The organism is Niveispirillum sp. SYP-B3756 (genome assembly GCF_009495745.1).
Taxonomy (GTDB): domain Bacteria; phylum Pseudomonadota; class Alphaproteobacteria; order Azospirillales; family Azospirillaceae; genus Niveispirillum.
Genome location: NZ_WIDQ01000006.1, coordinates 47,382 through 65,753 on the forward strand (window position 1 = coordinate 47,382; position 18,372 = coordinate 65,753).

Consider the following 18,372-nt stretch of genomic DNA (forward strand, 5'->3'; position numbering starts at 1 on the left):
CCCCTGGTTTGGCCATTGGTGATCTTGCCCGCCGAGCCCGTATAGGGATGCGGTCCTCCACAGACCGCAACGGACCCAACTAATGACCAAGCCTGTCCTCAAGTGAACCGGACATTCCACCCCCCCCTGAATCAGGGTCACCGGTTGAGTGAGGACGTCAATAAAATACGCAACTTTCATGCTAATCGGCCCTCCAATGCGCCATGCAAAGCTGGGCCAGTCGTTCGGCGACGGGATCGGCCAGCACGGAGAAATGGGTGCCGGGCAGGGTATGGGCGGCGGGATGGGCGGCGCTGTACCGGCCCCAGCCCAAATCGTCGCCCCGCAGCTCCGCCGGCAGTTGCGCGCGGTCCGGCCGGTCCAGCGTGGCCGTCGCCCGCAGCAGCAGCAATGGCACGGGGCTGAAATCCACCGGCGCGTATTCCATGGCCGCGTTGGCCCGCATCAGGCGGATCATGCCGCGCAGATGGCCGCCGGCCACGTCGGGCAGGCCATGGGTGCGCAGCAGGTCACGGGCTTCGCCAAGCGCTGTATCGGTATCCTTGTCCGCGAAATAGCCGGGCCCCAGCACCAGTGGATGGCCGGCGGCGGCAGCCAGTTCCTCCAGAACGGCGGCCAGCCATTGGCCATCGTCCATGTCGCGGGCCTCGGTCAACAGGGCCGGGCCCGGGGCGTAGCCGTCGATGACCATCAACAGTTCCACCGCCTGCCCCGCCGCGATCAGTCGCTGGGCGGCGGCGAAGGCCACCTTGGCGCCAAAGGAATGTCCACCCAGGCGATAGGGACCGGTGGGCTGGACCGCGCGGAGGGCGGTCACTGCCCGCGCCGCCATGCTTTCCACGTCGGGATCGGGCGGTGTGATGCCGTCCAGGCCGGCCGGCTGCAGGGCATAAACCGGCCCACCCTGGCGGCGGGCCAGGTGCCGCGCCAGGGCTGCGAAGGACAGGACGGTGCCGCCCACGCCAGGGAACCAGAAGCTGGGCGTACTGTTCCCGCCCTCGGCCAACCGCACCAAGGGTGACCAGTCTTTATCCGATGCCGGGTCTCCGTCACGCACCAGCGTCGCCAGGGCGGCAATGGTGGGGTGGCGGAACAGGCTGGCAATGGGCAGCGTCAGGCCAAACGCCCGCTCCACCGCCGCCAGCGCCTCGACCGCCTTCAGCGATGTGCCGCCGGCATCGAAGAAGCTGGTGGCCGTGCCGATGCGGGTGATGCCCAGGATCGTCCGCCATTGTTCGCACAGTGCTTCCTCCACCGCATCACGGGGCGGCTGGTGGTCGTCGTCGGTGAAGCTGCCGCGCGGGTCCGGCAATCGGGCCAGATCGATCTTGCCGCTGGGGGTCAGCGGCAGATCGTCCACCATGACGATGAAGCCCGGCACCATGTAGCCGGGCAGCGCGCAGGCCAGGTCGGCGCGTAGCCGGGAGACCAAATCCGCCGCCGCAGGAGCGGTGCTTGGGACCACATAGGCCACGAGGTCGGTGGGCGTCTTGCGTGGATAGCCGATCACGGCGGCCTGTGTCACGGCCGGGTTCCGGCGCAACTGCGCCTCCACCTCGCCCGGCTCGACACGGAAGCCACGGATTTTCAGTTGTTCATCCAGCCGGCCCAGGAATTCCAGCGCCGCCGGCCCGCCATCCGGGGCCACCCGCCAGGCAACCCGGTCGCCGGTGGCATATAACCGCTCCCCCGTGGTCCTGTCGGTGATGAAGCGTTCTGCGGTCAAATCCGGCCGGTTCCAATAGGCTTGGGCCAAGCCCACGCCGCCGATATGCAGTTCGCCGGCCACGCCGGCCGGGACGATGTTGCCCTGGGCGTCGTGCACCCGCACGGTCCAGCCCGCCAGGGGGCGGCCGATCAATGGTTTTGCATTGATGGCCTCGCAGGGGGCCAGGGTGGCACAGACCGTCGTTTCCGTGGGGCCATAGGCGTTGATAAAGACGCGTCCCGCCCCCCATAAGGCCACCATGTCGGCGGGCAAGGCGGCACCCGCCGCCACCAGCACCCGCAGCGCCGGCAGCGGCCGGTAGGGCAGGGCCGCCAGGGCGGCGGGCGTGATCGTCAGATGGGTGATGCCCTGGTCATCCAGCAGCCGCGCCAGGCCGGGGCCGGGCAACAGCGCGTCGGCGGGTGCCAGCACCAGTTCGGCACCAGCCCCCAGGGCCATGGTGAATTCCCAGACCGAGGCGTCGAAACCGGCGCTGGCCATCTGCAGCACGCGGTCGCCCGGCTGGACGCCCAGCAGGCGGCGCTGTTCCAGCGCCAGCGCCAGCAGGCCGCCATGGGTCAGCAATGTGCCCTTGGGCCGGCCGGTGGAGCCGGAAGTGTGGATGATGTAGGCCACGTCGCCGGGTTCGGGGGCCCTGTCGAAGGCCGCCACTGCCGGGCCGGACAGGATGGCGTCCATCGCCGCCACCGTCAGGGTTGGTGGATGGCCCAAATCCGCCAGGATGCCCTGGCGGCGCTCCTCCGGTGCGGCGGGGTCCAGCGGCGCATAGGCCAGGCCCGCTTTCAGGATGCCCAGGAAAGCGGTGATCAGCGCCGGCCCGCGCGGCAGGTCCACGCAGACCGGCGATCCACCGGGCAGGGCCAGCGCCGCCAGATGGTGGGCGACGCGGTCGGTATCGGCCTGCAGACGGTCATAGCTGACGCATTGGTCACCAAAGCGCAGTGCCATCGCCTGTGGCTGCCGCAGCGCCAAGCCACCGAACAGCCCCACCAGGGTGGTTGGCGTTTCCGCCGGTGGGGCCACGGGCGTGATGCCGGCCGGTACCGGCGCGGGCATGGTGCCCCACAGGGCCCGGATCATCGCCGCCTCATCCGCTGGCAGCAGGGGCAGGCGGGACAGCGTGGTTTGCGGCGCCGCCACGGCGCCCGCCAGCAGGGTGCGGTAATGCAGGGCCAACCGCTCCGCCGTGTCGCGGCCGAACAGCGCGACCGCATATTCCAGGCTCAGCGCCAGATCGTCGCCAGCCTCGGTGATGGAAAACAGCAGGTCGAACTGGTTGGCGCGCTTGTTGGCGTCCACGAAATCCACGGTCAGGTCGCTGGCGGGCACCTGGGCTTGTGGCAGGTTTTGCAGCACGAAGCCGATCTGGGCCAGCGGGTGCTGATTATGCCGCCGTTGCGGGGCCAATGCCTCCACCACCTGGGCGAAGGGCACGTCCTGGTTGGCATAGGCCTCCAGCGCCGTGCGGCCGACCGCGTCGACCAGGGTCTCGAACGCCATGTCCGGCTGGGGCCGGGCGCGCAGCACCAGCAGGTTGACGAAGAAGCCGATAATGTCTTCCTGCCAATGCTGGGTGCGGTTGGCGACGCTGACCGCCACGGCCTGATCGTCCAGGCCGGTATAGCGGAACAGCAGGCCGTAGAACCCCGCCAGCAGCACCATGAAGGGCGTCAGGCCCCGCGCCTGGGCATAGCCGCGCACCTGTCGCGCCAGATCGGTGCCCAGCGACAGGGTGACCACGTCGGCGGCGAAGCCGCGCTCCTCCGGCAGGGGGTGATCACCCAGCAGGCCGTGACGTTCCGGCAGGCCTTCCAACTGGCCGCGCCAATAGTCCAACTGTCGGGCCAAGGTGTCCGTTCCCAGGTCCTGGCGCTGCCAGCGGACGAAATCGGCGTACTGTGCCGTGGGCGCCGCCAGGGGCGACGGCCGGCGCTGGGCAAACGCCGAATACAGGGTGGCCAATTCCCGCATGAAGATCGACAGGGACCAGCCGTCGGTGACGATGTGATGCATCGCCAGCAGCAGCACATGCTCATCCGCCGCCAGTTCCAGCAGATACGTGCGGACGGCAGGGCCCACCTCCAGGTCGAAGGGCTGTGCCGCCGCCGTATCCAGGAAGGCGGCCTGTGCCGCCACGCGCGCCGCCACGCCCAGGTGGGCCAGCGAGGTCAGCGGCAGATCCAGGGGGGTGGGCGGCATCACCTCCTGCGTCGGCACACCGTTGCGGCGGGGGAAACGGGTGCGCAGAGCCTCATGCCGATGGAAGATCGCCTCCAGCGCGCGCGCCAGGGCCTCCCGGTTCAAATCGCCGGTCAGCCGCAGAGCCAGGGGCACGTTATAGGCAGCCGAGCGCGCATCCAGTTGATGGGCAACCCATAATTGCTGCTGCATCCAGGACAGGGGCAGCGGACCTTCCGCCGGCAGGTTGGGCGCAGGCCCGGCGTCGGCGTCGGGCGCCAGGCCCATCGCCTCTTCCACCGCCTGCGCCAGGGCCTGTGCGGTGGGGGCGCGGAACAGCGCGCGCATGGGCAGCGACACGCCGAAGCGGTGGCGGATCTGCGCCAGGATCTGGGTGGCCAGCAGGGAATGGCCGCCCAGGTCGAAGAAATTATCCTCCGGCCGGATGTGCTCATGGCCCAGCAGTTTGCGCCAGATGGCGATGATGCCACCCTCAACCCCGCCCTCCTCAACGCCACCATCCTCTGCCGCGTCCTCCAGAGGCGCCGCCGCCACGGGGGCCGTGTCACGGCCCCCCAGGTTGATCCATTGGCGCAGGCGGGGTTCCAGATCGCCGCGTGTCACCACCGTCTGTGAACTGGTGCCATGGTGCAGAACCCGCAGGAAGGCGGCCAGGCCCTCCGCCGCCGACATCTCCAGCGCGTGCAGATCCCGGCCGGGGCCGCGCCCGTCAATCCGGGAAACGTTCCAGCTATCCCAGTTCAGGCTGAGCCAGCGGCCGGGCGCCGTGCGCTCCGCCGCTTGTGCTGCCGTATCCAGGGCGGCGTTGGCGGCGGCGTAGGCAGCGAGGCCCAGCCCCCCCAGCACGGACGCCATGGACGACATCAGCACGCAGAAATCCAGATGTTCATCCCATTGGGGCCGCTCCCGCAGCAACCGGGCCAGGATGGCGATGCCGTCCACCTTGGCGCCGAACTGCTCCGCCGCCTGCGCCGGGTCGTACTCGTCCAACGGCTGGTGCATGTGCTGGCCCACGGCGCCGGCGGCATGGATGATGCCGTGGATGGCACCCCACTCCGCCTCCACCGCCGCGAACACGGCCGCCATGGCATCGGCGTCGCCGGCATCGGCGGCGAACAGGCGCACCTGGGCGCCGGCGGCCTCCAGCGCCCGCACCCGCTCCACCACCGTCGGGGCGGGGCTGGCCGCACGCCGGCCCACCAGGACCAGGCGGGCCTGGACGGTGCTGGCCAGATGGCCGGCGATTTCCAGGCCCACCCCGCCCAGGCCACCCGTGATGAGATAGACGCCACCCGGCCGCAGGGCGCGCCGGGGCGATCCCGTGGTTTCAATACGCTGCGGCTCATAGGCCGGCAGCCAGCGGTGAGATCCGCGCAGGGCCACACGGGGGCCGCGATCGGGGGCCGCCAGCTCTGCTGCCAGCCGCTGGGACAGACCCGCCGCCGGGACGGCGGCGATGTCTATCAGGTGGGTGCGCAGGCTGGGATATTCCTGGGGGATGACCATGGCCGGTCCCGCCACCAGCGCCTGCTCCATGTCCAGCTCTTCGGCCCCCGTCACGTCGGACAAGCCGGTTGCCAAGATGGTCAGGTCATGGATGCCACCGCCCAGCGCCTGCGCCAACAGGCACAGGCTGGTGAAGCCCAGGCGACGGGTATCGCCGGGGACCAGGGACCAGGCGTGGATGATGGTGCGTGGCAGCTCGGCGATATCCGCCAGCAGGCGGGCATAATCCGCCGCCGCGTCCGGCCGCACGGTTGCAATCCCGCCCGCCGGGGCGGCGTATTGCGCGCCGGGGTGCACGCGCAGGAGGGTGCACCCTTGGCTTTCCAGGTGATCGGCCAGCCGCTGGCCCGCATCGGCCCCGGCGTCACCCACGAATATCAGCGCGTGATCCGGCAGATTGCTGGTGGCCAGGGGGGCGGCACGCCGCCAGGTGGGCACCAGGAACCAATCGGCCGGATCGGCCTTGCGGGTCAGGCGTGCGGGCAGGTTGCGGGGTGCCGCCGCCGCGTCCGGCGCGTCGATCCAGCAGCGGCGGCGCTGGAACGGGTAGGTGGGCAACGGCACGCGCCGCCGCGCTTCGTCGCCGCCATAGGCTTGCCAGTCGACCGTCACGCCGGACTGCCACAGCCGGCCCAGCGAGCGGGCGATCAACTCGTCCTCCTGCTCGCCCTCGGCCGCCTGCCGTGGATGGGGCATGGACGGCACCACCGGGCGTGCGGGATCGAAGCCGGCGTGGGCCTTGGCGAATGTGCCCAGCGCCGTGCCGGGGCCGATCTCCACCAGCGCCGTGTCGCCGCCATCCGCCAGCACCTGGCCGATGCCGTCGGCGAAGCGCACGGTGTCGCGCAGATGGCGGACCCAATAGTCGGCGTGCGCCACCGTTACGCCATCGACCCGCCCACCGGTCATGCCGGAATAATAGGGAAGGGTAGGGGCGTGATAGCTGACGTCCGCCGCCGCCTCGGCGAAGGCCGGCAGGATGGGGTCCATGGTGCAGGAATGGGCACCGCGCGACACTTGCAGTCGGCGGCTATCCACCCCCATCTCTGCCAATCGCGCCTGCAGGTGCACCAACGCGTCCTCATGGCCCGACACCACGCCCATGTCGGCGGCGTTGACCACCGCCAGCGACAGGCGGTCGTTCAGGCGGGTGCTGGCCAACAGGGCGCGGATCTCGCTTTCGCTGTTGCGCAGGGCCAGCATACCCCCGGCCGGAGTCTGGTCCATCAGTCGGCCGCGCGCCGAGACCAGGGCCAGCGCATCCTCTTCCGACAGGATGCCGGCCAGGCAGGCAGCGGCATATTCGCCGCTGCTGTGGCCGATCACCGCCACCGGCGTGATGCCCCATGACTGCCACAGCCGGGTCAGCGCCATCTGCACGATGAACATCAGCGGCTGGCTGACATCCATGCGTTCCAACTGCGCCTCCGCCCAGGCCTCGCGTCCGGGGAGGGGGTGCAGCACGGCCAGGGCGTCCAGGCCCGTGCGGTTGGCCAGCGCCGCCGCGCGTTCGTCCAGCGCCTGGCGGAAGACGGGCTCCGTCTCGTAAAGGCCACGCGTCATGCCGGCCGATTGGCCGCCGTGACCGGTGAACATGAAGGCGACACCCCGGCCGGGCTTGGTCGCCGCCGTTGGCGCCGCCGCCAGCGACTGGCGCAGCTCCGCCACGGTGCGGCCCACGGCGAAGGTGCGGGTGGCGAAGGTGCGGCGGCCGGTGCGCAGGGTGTGGGCAATGTCCGCTGGATCGGCATCCGCCGTTTCCAGATATCGGGCCAGGGACGTGCTCAACGCCGCCAGCGCCTCGGGCGTCTTGGCCGACAGGGGCAGCAGGTGCCAGCGGCGCCGTGCCGGCAGGAACTGGCTGGCGGCGAAGCGGTTTTCGGCCACCACGACATGGGCATTGGTGCCCCCGATGCCGAAGGAACTGACGGCGGCCACACGGTCGCCCGATGTCGAGGGCCAGTCCGTCAGCAGGTTATTGATATGGAAGGAACCGTCGGCCAAGGCCAGCGCCGGGTTAGGTGTCTGGAAATGCAGGGTCGGCGGGATCTGGCCGTGCATCAGGCTCAAGGTTGCCTTGATCAGACCGGCGACACCGGCGGCGGCCCCGGTATGGCCCATATTGCCCTTGACCGAGCCAACGGCGCAGGCGCGGTTGCCACCGCCGCCCGCCCGGTAGGCACGGGTCAGGGCGGCTATTTCGATGGGGTCGCCCAGCGGGGTGGCCGTGCCGTGGGCCTCAACGAAGCCGATCTCGTCGGGATGGACGCCGGCCACGGCCATGGCCTCCGCGATGACGCGGGCCTGGCCGTCCGGGCTGGGGGCGGTGTAGCCGACCTTGCGCGCGCCGTCATTGTTGACGGCACTGCCCTTGATGATGCCCAGGATGGGCGCGCCCTGCGCCAGGGCGGCGCCCAACGGTTGCAACAGCACCACGCCGGCGCCCGCACCGTTCAGCGTGCCGGCCGCTTGTGCATCAAAGGGCCGGCAATGACCGTCCGGGGCCATGATCATGCCTTCCTGGTACAGATAGCCCAGGTCTTGCGGCGTGGACAGGGCGACGCCGCCTGCCAGTGCCAGGTCGCATTCGCCGTTGATCAGGCTCTGGCAGGCCATGTGCACGGCGACCAGCGAGGTGGAACAGGCGGTCTGCACGGTGACGCCGGGACCGGTCAGGTTCAGTTTGTAGGAGGCCAGGGTGGCCAGATAGTCCTTGTCATTGGCCAGCATGACCTGAAAGCTGCCGAAGGTTTCCAGCACCTCGGTATTGCCGGCCAGATTATTCAGGAAATAGGTGTTCACACCGGCACCGGCGAAGACGCCGATATCCCTTGTGCCGCCTTCGCCAGCATGGCCTGCCGCCTCCAGCGCTTCCCAGACGCATTCCAGGAACAGGCGGTTCTGCGGGTCCAGCAACGCGGCTTCCTGCGGTGAATAGCCGAACAGGTCCGCATCGAAATCCTCAATGCCCTCCACCACCGCGCCGCGCTTCACATAGGCGGGATCGGCCAACAGGTCGGCCGGCACGCCCCTGGCCCGCAATTCCTCATCACTGAAGCTGGTGATGGCCTCCCGCCCGTCGCGCAGCATGGACCAGTATTCCTGCACGTCACGGACGCCGGGGAAACGGCAGGCCATGGCGACGATGGCGATTTCCGTCGGCTGGGGGGCGGCGGTCATGAAGGGATCTCTTCCGGGGCAATAGAGGATGTGGCGTGGCGCTGAGCGGTGCGACGCTGGTTCAAGTCCTGGCGCAGGGGCGCCTGGGCTTCACGTTGGGCGGCCCGGTGACGCAGGGCGACGGCCTGCGCCCCGTCGATCAGGTGGGCCAGTGCCTGCACGGTCGGGTGTTCGAACAGGCTGACCATGGTGACCTGACGGGCGGCCGGGAACTGCCGGCGCACCTCCGCCAGCACGCGCAGCAGCAGGAAGGAATAGCCGCCCAGATCGAAGAAATTGTCGTGCAGCCCCACCTGCGGCACTTGCAGCACGGACTGCCAGATGGCGGCCACCGCCTGCTCTGTGGCGCTGCGGGGCGGGGTGATCCGGGCTGCAGGTGCGGCACCCGTCCGGTCCGGGGCGGGCAGGGCCTTGCGGTCCACCTTGCCGGTGCGGGTTTGCGGCAGGGCCGGCAGCGGCACCCACAGGGTGGGGACCATGTAGTCGGGCACCTGCGCTGCCAGCCCGTCGCGCACCACCCGGCTGTCACCCGCGGCGGCATCGGCCGGCACGTAATAGGCGACCAGCCGCTTCTCGCCGCTGCCGTCGGTCCAGGCGACCACGGCCGCGTCACGCACCCGGCCCTGAGCGATCAGCGCGCGCTCCACCTCTTCCGGCTCGATACGGTAGCCCCGGATTTTGACCTGGGCGTCGATGCGGCCCAGGAAGTCCAGTTCCGGCGCCGCGCCATCCCAGCGGATGCAGGCCAGGTCGCCCGTGGCATACATCATTCCCGGTCCGTAAGGATTTGGCCGGAAGCTCTGCTCTGTCAGGTCCAATCGGCCCAGATATCCCCGGCTGACCGCGCTGCCGGCGATCCAGAGCTGGCCCGGCACGCCCACCGGCAGCGGGTGGCCATCCTCGTCCAGGATATAGACCGCCGTATTGGCCACTGGCCGGCCGATGCGCGGCAGCTCCGGCCACCGATCGGGGTCGGCCGGCAGGACCAGGGCGGTCGCAACGTGGGTTTCCGTCGGGCCATACTGGTTGACCAGACGGCAATCCGGCAGGTCACGGAACAGGGCGCGCAGCGACGGGGTGACCTTCAGCCGTTCGCCGGCGGTGATCAGCTCCAGCAAACCCTGGGGGCGGCGGGTGGCCAACGGCCAAGCCTCGGCCAGTTGCTGCAAGGCGGTGAAGGGCAGGAAGATGCGCTGGATGCCCCAGGTCGCGGCTTGGGCGATCATGGCCGGTACGTCGCGGCGCAGGGCATCGGCCATCAGCACCAGGGTGCCGGCCGACGCCCAGCAGGCGAACATTTCCTGGCAGGCCACGTCGAACCCCAGGGTGGTGAATTGCAGGGTGCGCAGACCATGCGCGAAGGACGGCTCCGCCACCTGCCAGCGGATCAGGTTCACCAGCGCCCGGTGGGGCATCAGCACGCCTTTGGGCTGGCCGGTGGAGCCGGAGGTATAGAGGACATAAGCCAGATGTTCCGGCGTCAGATTCGCCACCGGCGGCCCGACGGTTTTCTCCTCCTCCGTCACCGCCACCGCTTCGGCGCCCCTGGGCAGGCCGCCTTCCGGTGCCGAACCCACCACCAGCGCCAAGCCGGCATTGCCGATGATATAGTCCAGGCGGGCATGGGGAAGGGCCGGGTCCAGCGGCACATAGGCGCCCCCGGCCTTCAGGATGCCCAGCATGGCCACCACCATGTCCAGCGATCGCTCCAGTCGGATGCCGACCGGCGTATCCGGCCGTACACCCAGTGTGACCAGCCGGTGCGCCAGCGCATTGGCACGGCGGTCCAACTGGGCGTAGCTCAGATCGGTGCCGTTGAAGGTGACGGCCACCCTGTCCGGCTGCGTTGCGGCCGTCGCCTCGAACAAAAGGTGCAGCCGGCCGTTGCCGGCGTTCGGCATCGCCGGGCCCTGGCAGGCGGCCAGCAGGCGCGCGGTATCATCGGGGGTGGCCAGCGCCATATCACGCAGGGGCAGGTCGGCGTTGGCCACCACGGCGTGCAGCAGGGACAGGTACTGGTCCACCATGCGCTGGGCGGTGGCGGGATCGAACAGGTCGGTGCTGTATTCCCAATGGCCGTCCAAGCCGCCATCCGCCGCCTCGATCAAGGTCAGCAGCAGGTCGAACTTGGCGGTACGGGTGTCGATCTCCACCGGCACCAAGTCCAGACCCGGCAGCGCCAGGGGCGCGCGCGGGGTGTTCTGCAGGTTGAACATGGCCTGGAACAGCGGCGAATGGGCCAGGCTGCGTGGTGGGTCCAGGGCATCGACCAGCTTTTCGAACGGCACATCGGCATTGGCATAGGCGTCCAGCGCCGTCCGTCGCATCTGGGCCAGGAAATCGCTGAAGCGCGGGTTTCCCTCCAGGCGGCCGCGCAGCACCAGGGTGTTGGTGAAGAAACCCAGCAGGCCCTCCAGTTCGCTGGCGGGCCGGTTGGCCACCGGCGTGCCGACCAGCACGTCTTCCTGGCGGGACTGCCGGTGCAGCAACACCATGAACACGGCCAGCAGGGTCATGAAGGGGCTGGCCCCCGCCGCTTGCCCCACGGACGCCAGGCCCCGCACCAGATCAGCCGCGACGGTGAAGCGCAGGGTGGCGCCCCGGAAGCTCTGCCGCTGAGGCCTTGGCCGGTCGGTGCACAGGTTCAGATGGGTCGGCGCCTCGGCCAGCTGTTCGACCCAGTAATCCAACTGGCGTTTGAATCCAGCGCTGGCCAGCCAGCGCTGCTGCCAGTCGGCATAGTCGCCATATTGCAGGGGCAGGGGCGGCAGGGCCCCGTCCAGGCTTTCCCCCGCCAAAGCCGCCGTGTAGAGCGCCCCGATTTCCCGCACCAGCACGCCGGTGGACCAGCCATCGGTGGCGATATGGTGCCAGGTCAGGACAGCCAGATGTCGGTCGGGCGTCAGGGTGATGACGCTGACGCGCAACGGCGGCTCCCGCGACAGGTCGATGGGCTGGGCACCCTCCGCCAGCGCCAGGCTCTCCAGGTCGGCCGTTGCAGCCGTCGTCTTATGGATGAAGGGCATGGGCAGGGGCGGCAGGATGTGCTGGCACGGCTCCCCTTCCCGCAGGATGAAGCAGGTGCGCAGGCTTTCATGGCGGCGTACCAGGGCATCCAGCGCCGCGCGCAGGGCCCCCAGATCCAACCGGCCGGCCAGGACGAAGGCGTCGACAGTGGTGTAGGCGCGCCCGCCTTCCTCCAGCCGATCCAGGAACCACAGGGCGCGCTGGGCATAGGATATCGGCATCAGGGCCGTGCCGTCGGGGCCCGGAATCCGCGGCTGCGGCAGCAGGGCGGGGCGGTCGCCATCGCCCGCCCCCCCGGGCCGCAGCAGGGTTGCCAGACCGGCGATGGTCGGCGCTTCGAACACATGGCGGACAGACAGATCCATCCCCGGCCACTGGTCGCGGATACGGGCCACCACCTGAACCGCCTTCAGCGAATGGCCACCGCGTTCGAAGAAATTGTCGTGCACGCCAAAGGTGTCGCCGCCCAGCACATTGGCCCAGATCGCTGCCAGACGCTGTTCCGTCCCGTTGCGCGGGGCCACGCGGTCGGTGGTGGTGGTGGCGTCGCGCAGCGCGGGTTCGGCCAGATTGGCCAGCCGGCGGCGGTCCACCTTGCCGCTGGTGACCAGCGGCAGGGCGTCCAGCACCAGGAAATGCGCCGGCACCATATAGTCGGGCAGGGTGCGGCGCAGGCCGGCGCGCAAGGCCGCTTCATCGGCGGTACCGACGATGAAGGCCACTAGGCGGTGCTCCGTGTCGCCCGGCCGCTTCAAACCGATGACGGCGCTTTCCCGCACGGCCGGAAGGGCGTTCAATGCCGCCTCCACCTCCGCCGTCTCGATGCGGTAACCACGCACTTTCACCTGGCTATCGGCGCGGCCCAAGAAGACCAGGGTGTCGTCAGGCCCGACGCGTACCCGGTCGCCGGTGCGGTACATGATACCGCCGGCGACCGGGTCGGCCAGAAAGGCCGCTTCGGTCAGGGCGGGCGCGTTCAGATAGCCGGTGGCAAGGCTCATGCCCGCCAGATAAAGGTCACCCACCAGCCCCGCCGCGACGGGGCGCCGGGCGTGGTCCAGCACATAGGCCCGCATGTTATGCACCGGCCGGCCGATGGGCACGCTGGCCGGGCGTGGTTCAGCGCCGGGCGCGCATTCATGCCAGGTGGCGTCGATGCCGCTTTCCGTGGGGCCGTAGCAGTTCAGCAGACGGGCGGCACCCAGTTGGGCCAACAGGCGATCCTGCAGCTCTGTCGCCAGCACCTCGCCACCCGAACAGACCAGACGCAGGCTGGGACAGGTGGCCAGGATGCCCTCATCCGCCATGATCTGCAGCAGGGCGGGCACCGCCTGGAACACCGTCACGCCGTGGGCGCGGATCAGGGCGCCCAAGGCCGCCGGGTCTTTCTCCGCCTCCGGTGGCGCCATGACCAGATGGCCGCCGCAGGTCAGCGGCGCGAAGAATTCGATGACCGAGGCGTCGAAATCGAACGAGGTCATCTGCAACAGGGTATCGTCGGCGGTCAGGCCGACCACGTCCCCGAACCACAATTGATGGTTTACAGCCGCGCGGTGCGGCACGGCGACACCTTTGGGCACGCCGGTGGAGCCCGAGGTGAACATGACATAGGCCGACCGCTCGTCATCCACCGGCACGGCCGGGTCCGTGTCCGACCGGGCGGCGATGGCGGCGGCCTCGGCATCCGGGTCCACCAGGACGCAGTCGGTATCCGACACCGGAAAATCCGGGCCGGTCAGGATCAGGGCGGGGGTGGCCGTGCGCAGGATGGCGGCCAGGCGGTCCGCCGGGTGGTTGGGGTTCAACGGCACATAGCCGCCACCGGCCTTCAGGATGCCCAGCAAGAGAACCGGCAGGTCCAGGGCGCGGCGGCGATGCACGCCCACCAGATCACCGGGCCGCAAGCCACGGGCGATCAGGTGGTGGGCCAGACGGTTGGCGGCGGCCTGGACCTGCGCATGGGTCAGGACCGTGTCGTCGTAAACCAGGGCCGGGGCGCCGGGACGGGCGGTCGCCAGCCCGTGCAGCCCGACGCCGACAGGCCGGGGGCGTGCGGTACCGGCCAGCCCCGGCAAACCCGCCCGTTCCGCCGCCGGACGCACGTCGATGGCATCCACGGCCTGCGCCGGATCGGCCAACAGTTCCGCCATCAGGGTGGCGAACTGCCGCCCCAGACGCCCGGCGCTGATGGGGTGGAACAGGTCGGTGTTATATTCCAGGCTGGCCATCAGGCCGCTGTCCGTGGTCCGGATGCTCAGCGTCAGATCGTACTTGGCGTAGGGGCTTTCCCACGCCAGCGGCGTGGCCGTCACGCCGTCCAGGCGCAGGGGGAAGGCCGTGTCCTCTTCCACGGCCAACATCACCTGGAACAGCGGCGTGGTGTCCAGGCGCCGCTCGGGCCGCAAAGCCTCCACCAGGGTGGTGAAGGGGACGTCCTGGTGCTCGAACGCCTCCAGCACCGTGGTGCGCGCCTGGGCCAGCAGGGTGGAGAAGGCAACGCCGTCATCCACCGGCGTGCGCAGCACCAGATTGTCGGCGAAGAATCCCACCAGCGGTTCCACCGCCGCATGGTGGCGGCCGGCGATGGGGGTGCCGACGCCGAAGTCTGTCTCACCGGTGACACGGTACAGGAAGGCGGTGAAAGCGGCATAGAACAGCATGAAGCGCGTGACGCTGTGCTGCCGGCACAGGGTGTCCACCGCTGCTGTGTCCAAATCCAGGGGCAATGTTTCCGTGGCGCCCCGGTTGCTGGGCACGGCCGGGCGGGGGAAGTCCGTCGGCAGTTCCAGGCTGGGCGGCAGATCCGCCAGCTTGGCCCGCCAATAGTCCAGCGCGCGTGCCGGAAGCGGGCCTTGCAGCCAGCCGCGATGCCAGTTGGCATAATCCTGGTATTGCAGGGGCAGCGGCGCCAGCGCGCCGCCGGCATAGAGGGTCTCCACCTCCCGCAGGAACGCGGTCAGCGACCAGCCATCGCACACCAGATGGTGCATGACCATTTGCAGGATGTGCCGGTCCGGCCCGATGCGCAGCAAGGTGGCGCGCACCGGCGGCCCGCGTTCCAGGTCGAACGGCGCCTCCGCCCCCGCCGCCAGCAGGCCGGCCACCTGGGTTTCCCCGGCATCGCGCACGTCCAGCATGGTGCCGGTGGCGGCGATGCGCTGCACCGCCCGCCCGTCCTGTTCCACGAACACGGCCGACAGCACATCATGGCGGGCGATGACGGTCTCGATGGCGCGGGCCAGGGCCGCCACGTTCAGCGGGCCGTCCAGGCGGTACTGGCCCGGTACGTTGTAAGCGCCACCCAGCGGCAGCATCTTTTCCAACACCCACAGCCGTTCCTGAGCATACGACAGGGGCAGATTGGTGCGACCCAGGCCGCAGGGGCGGGGCGCATCTGCCGCCGCCACCGCTTTGTCGCCTGCGTCAATGGCGGCGGCCAGGGCGGCCAGGGTGGGATGCTCGAACACCGCACGCACAGGCAAAGCCTGCGGCTGGCCGGCTGCTGCCAGCGCATCGCGGGCGCGGGTCACCATCCGAATGGCCGAGAGGGAATTGCCACCCTGATCGAAGAAGTGGGACGCGCGGGAATAGGGCCCGCCGGCCAGCACATCGGCCCATATCCGGGCCAGCAGGATTTCGATGGCGGTGGCCGGCGCCTCTGCGCCATCCGTGCCGCCGCCCACAACCTTGTAGCGCGCACCGGCCAGGGCCTGACGGTCGACCTTGCCGTTGGGCGTCACCGGCAGGGCCGGCAGGGCCACAATTTGCGCCGGTACCAGATGGTCCGGCAATTGCCGTGCCAGGGCGGCACGCGGGTCGGCAAGCGTCGCCCCCTCTCGGGCGACGTAATAGGCCACCAGCCGCGCCTGGCCGTCGTCACGCCGCGCCACCACGGCGCAGTCGGCGATGCCGGGCAGAGCGCCCAAGGCGGCCTCCACCTCGCCCGGTTCCACGCGGAAGCCCCGGATTTTTACCTGAGCGTCCACGCGGCCCAGCAAATCCACGACCAGACCATCGCCGCCGGCCGGATCGGGAACCCAGCGGGCCAGATCACCGGTGCGGTATAGGCGCTCGCTCCACCGCAGGCCGTCGAAGGCGAATTCTTGCGTGACGAAGCGCTCTGCCGTCAGGTCAGGCCGGTTGTGATAACCCAGCGCAAGGCCCTCGCCGCCCGTCAGCAACTCACCCGCCACCCCCGGTGGCACGGGGTTGCCGTGGGCGTCGACAATGTAGACGGTGGTGCCGGAAATGGCGCGGCCCACGGGGACCACATCGCCCAACGGCCCCGGACCGAAGGCATGGCAGGTGGTGAATGTGGTGTTTTCGGTGGGGCCGTAGCCGTTGATCAGCGTAGTGTCTGGCAACCGGGCCAGCACATCGGCTGCCGCACGGCGGGGCATGAAATCACCGCCCGTCAGCAACTGACGGACGCCACGCAAATCATCCAGGCCGTTTTCAACCAGCAGGGTGAACAGGCCGGCGGTGACCCACAGCGTGGTCACGCCGCTCTCCCGGATGACGCGGCCCAGGGCCAGCAGGTCATCTTCCAGCGGCGGGGCGATCACCAGGGTGCCGCCATTCAGCAGCGCCCCCCAGATCTCCAGGGTGGAGGCGTCGAACGATACCGGCGCCAGCATCAGCATCACCTGATCGGCATCCAGGCGGGCGAAATCGGCATCCTTCACCAACCGATTGATGCCCCGGTGCGGCACCACCACGCCCTTGGGCCGGCCGGTGGAGCCGGACGTGTACATGATATAGGCGGGACTGTCGGCAGTGACGCCGGGGGGCACGGGGACCGGTTCCTCCTCCAGATCCAGGTCCGCCATATCAACGATCAGGCGGCGCGCATCCGTCCACGGCGTATCGGCGTCCGCTGCGGTCAGCAGCAGGCGGATGCCGGAATCCGCCGCCATCCAGGCCAGCCGTTCGGCCGGGTAACGGCGGTCCAGCGGCACATAGGCCGCGCCGCATTTCAAGATGGCGAGCGCCCCGGTGATGAAGTCGGGCGACCGGTCCAGCGCGATGCCCACGGTGTCGCCGGCGCGGACGCCAGCGCGGGCCAGATAACCCGCCAGCAGGTCGGAGCGTCGGTCCAGGGTGCGATAGTCGATGCGCTCAGCCCCATGCACCAGGGCGGTGGCGCCGGGACTGGCCGCCGCCTGGGCGCGGAACAGGGTGGGGACGCTCTCAAGCGCGGGGCGGGGAACCAGGGCGTCGCGGTTGGTCGCACCCCGCAACCGCGCAAGGTCGGCCGGGGTCAGAAGGGCCAGTCGCCCCACCGGCCGTTCAGGGGCGGCCAGCGCGTCGGCCAGCAGCAGCTCAAAGCGCTGGGCGATGTCGGCCACGGTGCCGGCATCGAACAGGTCGGTCTGGTAGTCCCAGCACAGCAGCGGCCCGCCGGCCTCATCCGGCAGCATGGTCAGCATCAGGGGATATTTCCCTGTGTCGGCCGCCAGGGGATAGGGGGTCAGCGCCGCGTCGCCAAAGGCGAGTTCCGCCATCTCGATGTTCTGCAGGGCGATCATGACCTGGAACAGGGGGGGATGGCTGGCGCCACGATCCGGTTGCAGGGCCGCGACCAACTGGCTGAAGGGCAGTTCCTGATGCTCGTAGGCCGTCAGCGCCATGTCCCGCGTCCAGGCCAGCAGGTCGCGGAAGGGGGCGGCCCCGTCCACGTCCAGGCGCAGCGCCAGGGTATTCACGCAATAGCCCGCGACCCCTTCGAAGTCCGCCCGCAGCCGGTTGGCGATGGGCGTGCCCACGACGACGGTGTCCTGGCCGCTGAGGCGGTGAAGCAGGGCGGCATAGGCGGCGGTGACCGCCATGAAGGGCGTTACCCCCTCCCGCCGGCAAAAACCGTCCAGCGTGCCGGTGAATGTCCGGTCCAGCCGGCGCTCGATACGGCCGCCCCGATGGCTGGCGCGCTTTGGATAGGACCGGTCGGTGGGCAGGTTCAGTAAGGGCGGCGCGCCTTCCAGCGTCTGGCGCCAATAGGCCATCAAGGCGTCGCCCCGCTCTGCCAGGCGCTGCCGCTGCCAGCGGGTATAGTCGCTATATTGCGCCGGTGCGGGGGGCAGTGGTGCGGGCCGGCCGGCCTGGAGGGCGGCGTACAGGGCCGACAGTTCCCGCACCAGCAGCGCGATGGACCAGCGGTCGGTGACGATGTGGTGCTGGGCGAAAACCAGGATGCCTGCATCGGCGCCGGTGCGCAGCCAGGTCAGGCGCAGCAGGGGGGCAGTGCCCAGATCAAAGGGCGCCCAGGCGACCGCATTGACCCGTGCTTCCAGGGCCGTGCCGTCCAGGCCCGTCGCATCCTCCACCGGGATGGTGACGGTGATGTCGGGCACCACCACCTGATGCAGCCCGTCATCCGCCATTTCCAGGCGCGTGCGCAGGCTGTCATGGCGTCCGCAAAGCGCGTTCAGGGCCGCTGTGAGGGCGGGCAGATTGAGGGGGCCGGTCAGGCGTACGGCCCGCGCCTCAATGTATAACTGCGGGCAGTCGGGCTCCAGCCGGTCCAGCGACCACAGCATTTCCTGGTTGGCGGAAGCCGGCAAAACCTGCGGCGCCGACAGATGCGCGACGACTTCAGCCTTGGCGGCCACCAATGCGTCGCGCAAGGCCCCTTGAAGCACGCCCTTGGGGGCGGAGAAGCGCAGTTGCCCCCCTTCCACCCACAGACGGACATCCAGCTCCCCCAGGCGCTGCAGCAGGGATTGCACATCCAC

2 protein-coding genes are annotated in these 18,372 nt (G+C 69.7%); both read right to left on the minus strand.

Going from position 1 to position 18,372, the window contains the following annotated elements; translation table 11 throughout:
* Window positions 1-181 precede the first annotated feature (181 nt).
* A complete protein-coding gene (locus tag GE253_RS13990) occupies window positions 182-8,614 on the minus strand; it encodes a non-ribosomal peptide synthetase/type I polyketide synthase (protein WP_153204747.1) in 8,433 nt (2,810 codons plus the stop codon).
* Window positions 8,611-18,372 carry a non-ribosomal peptide synthetase gene (locus GE253_RS13995; RefSeq protein ID WP_153204748.1) on the minus strand — a complete coding sequence of 3,254 codons (9,762 nt, stop codon included), beginning with the start codon at window positions 18,370-18,372 and terminating at the stop codon, window positions 8,611-8,613. The genes GE253_RS13990 and GE253_RS13995 overlap by 4 nt, the downstream gene beginning before the upstream one ends.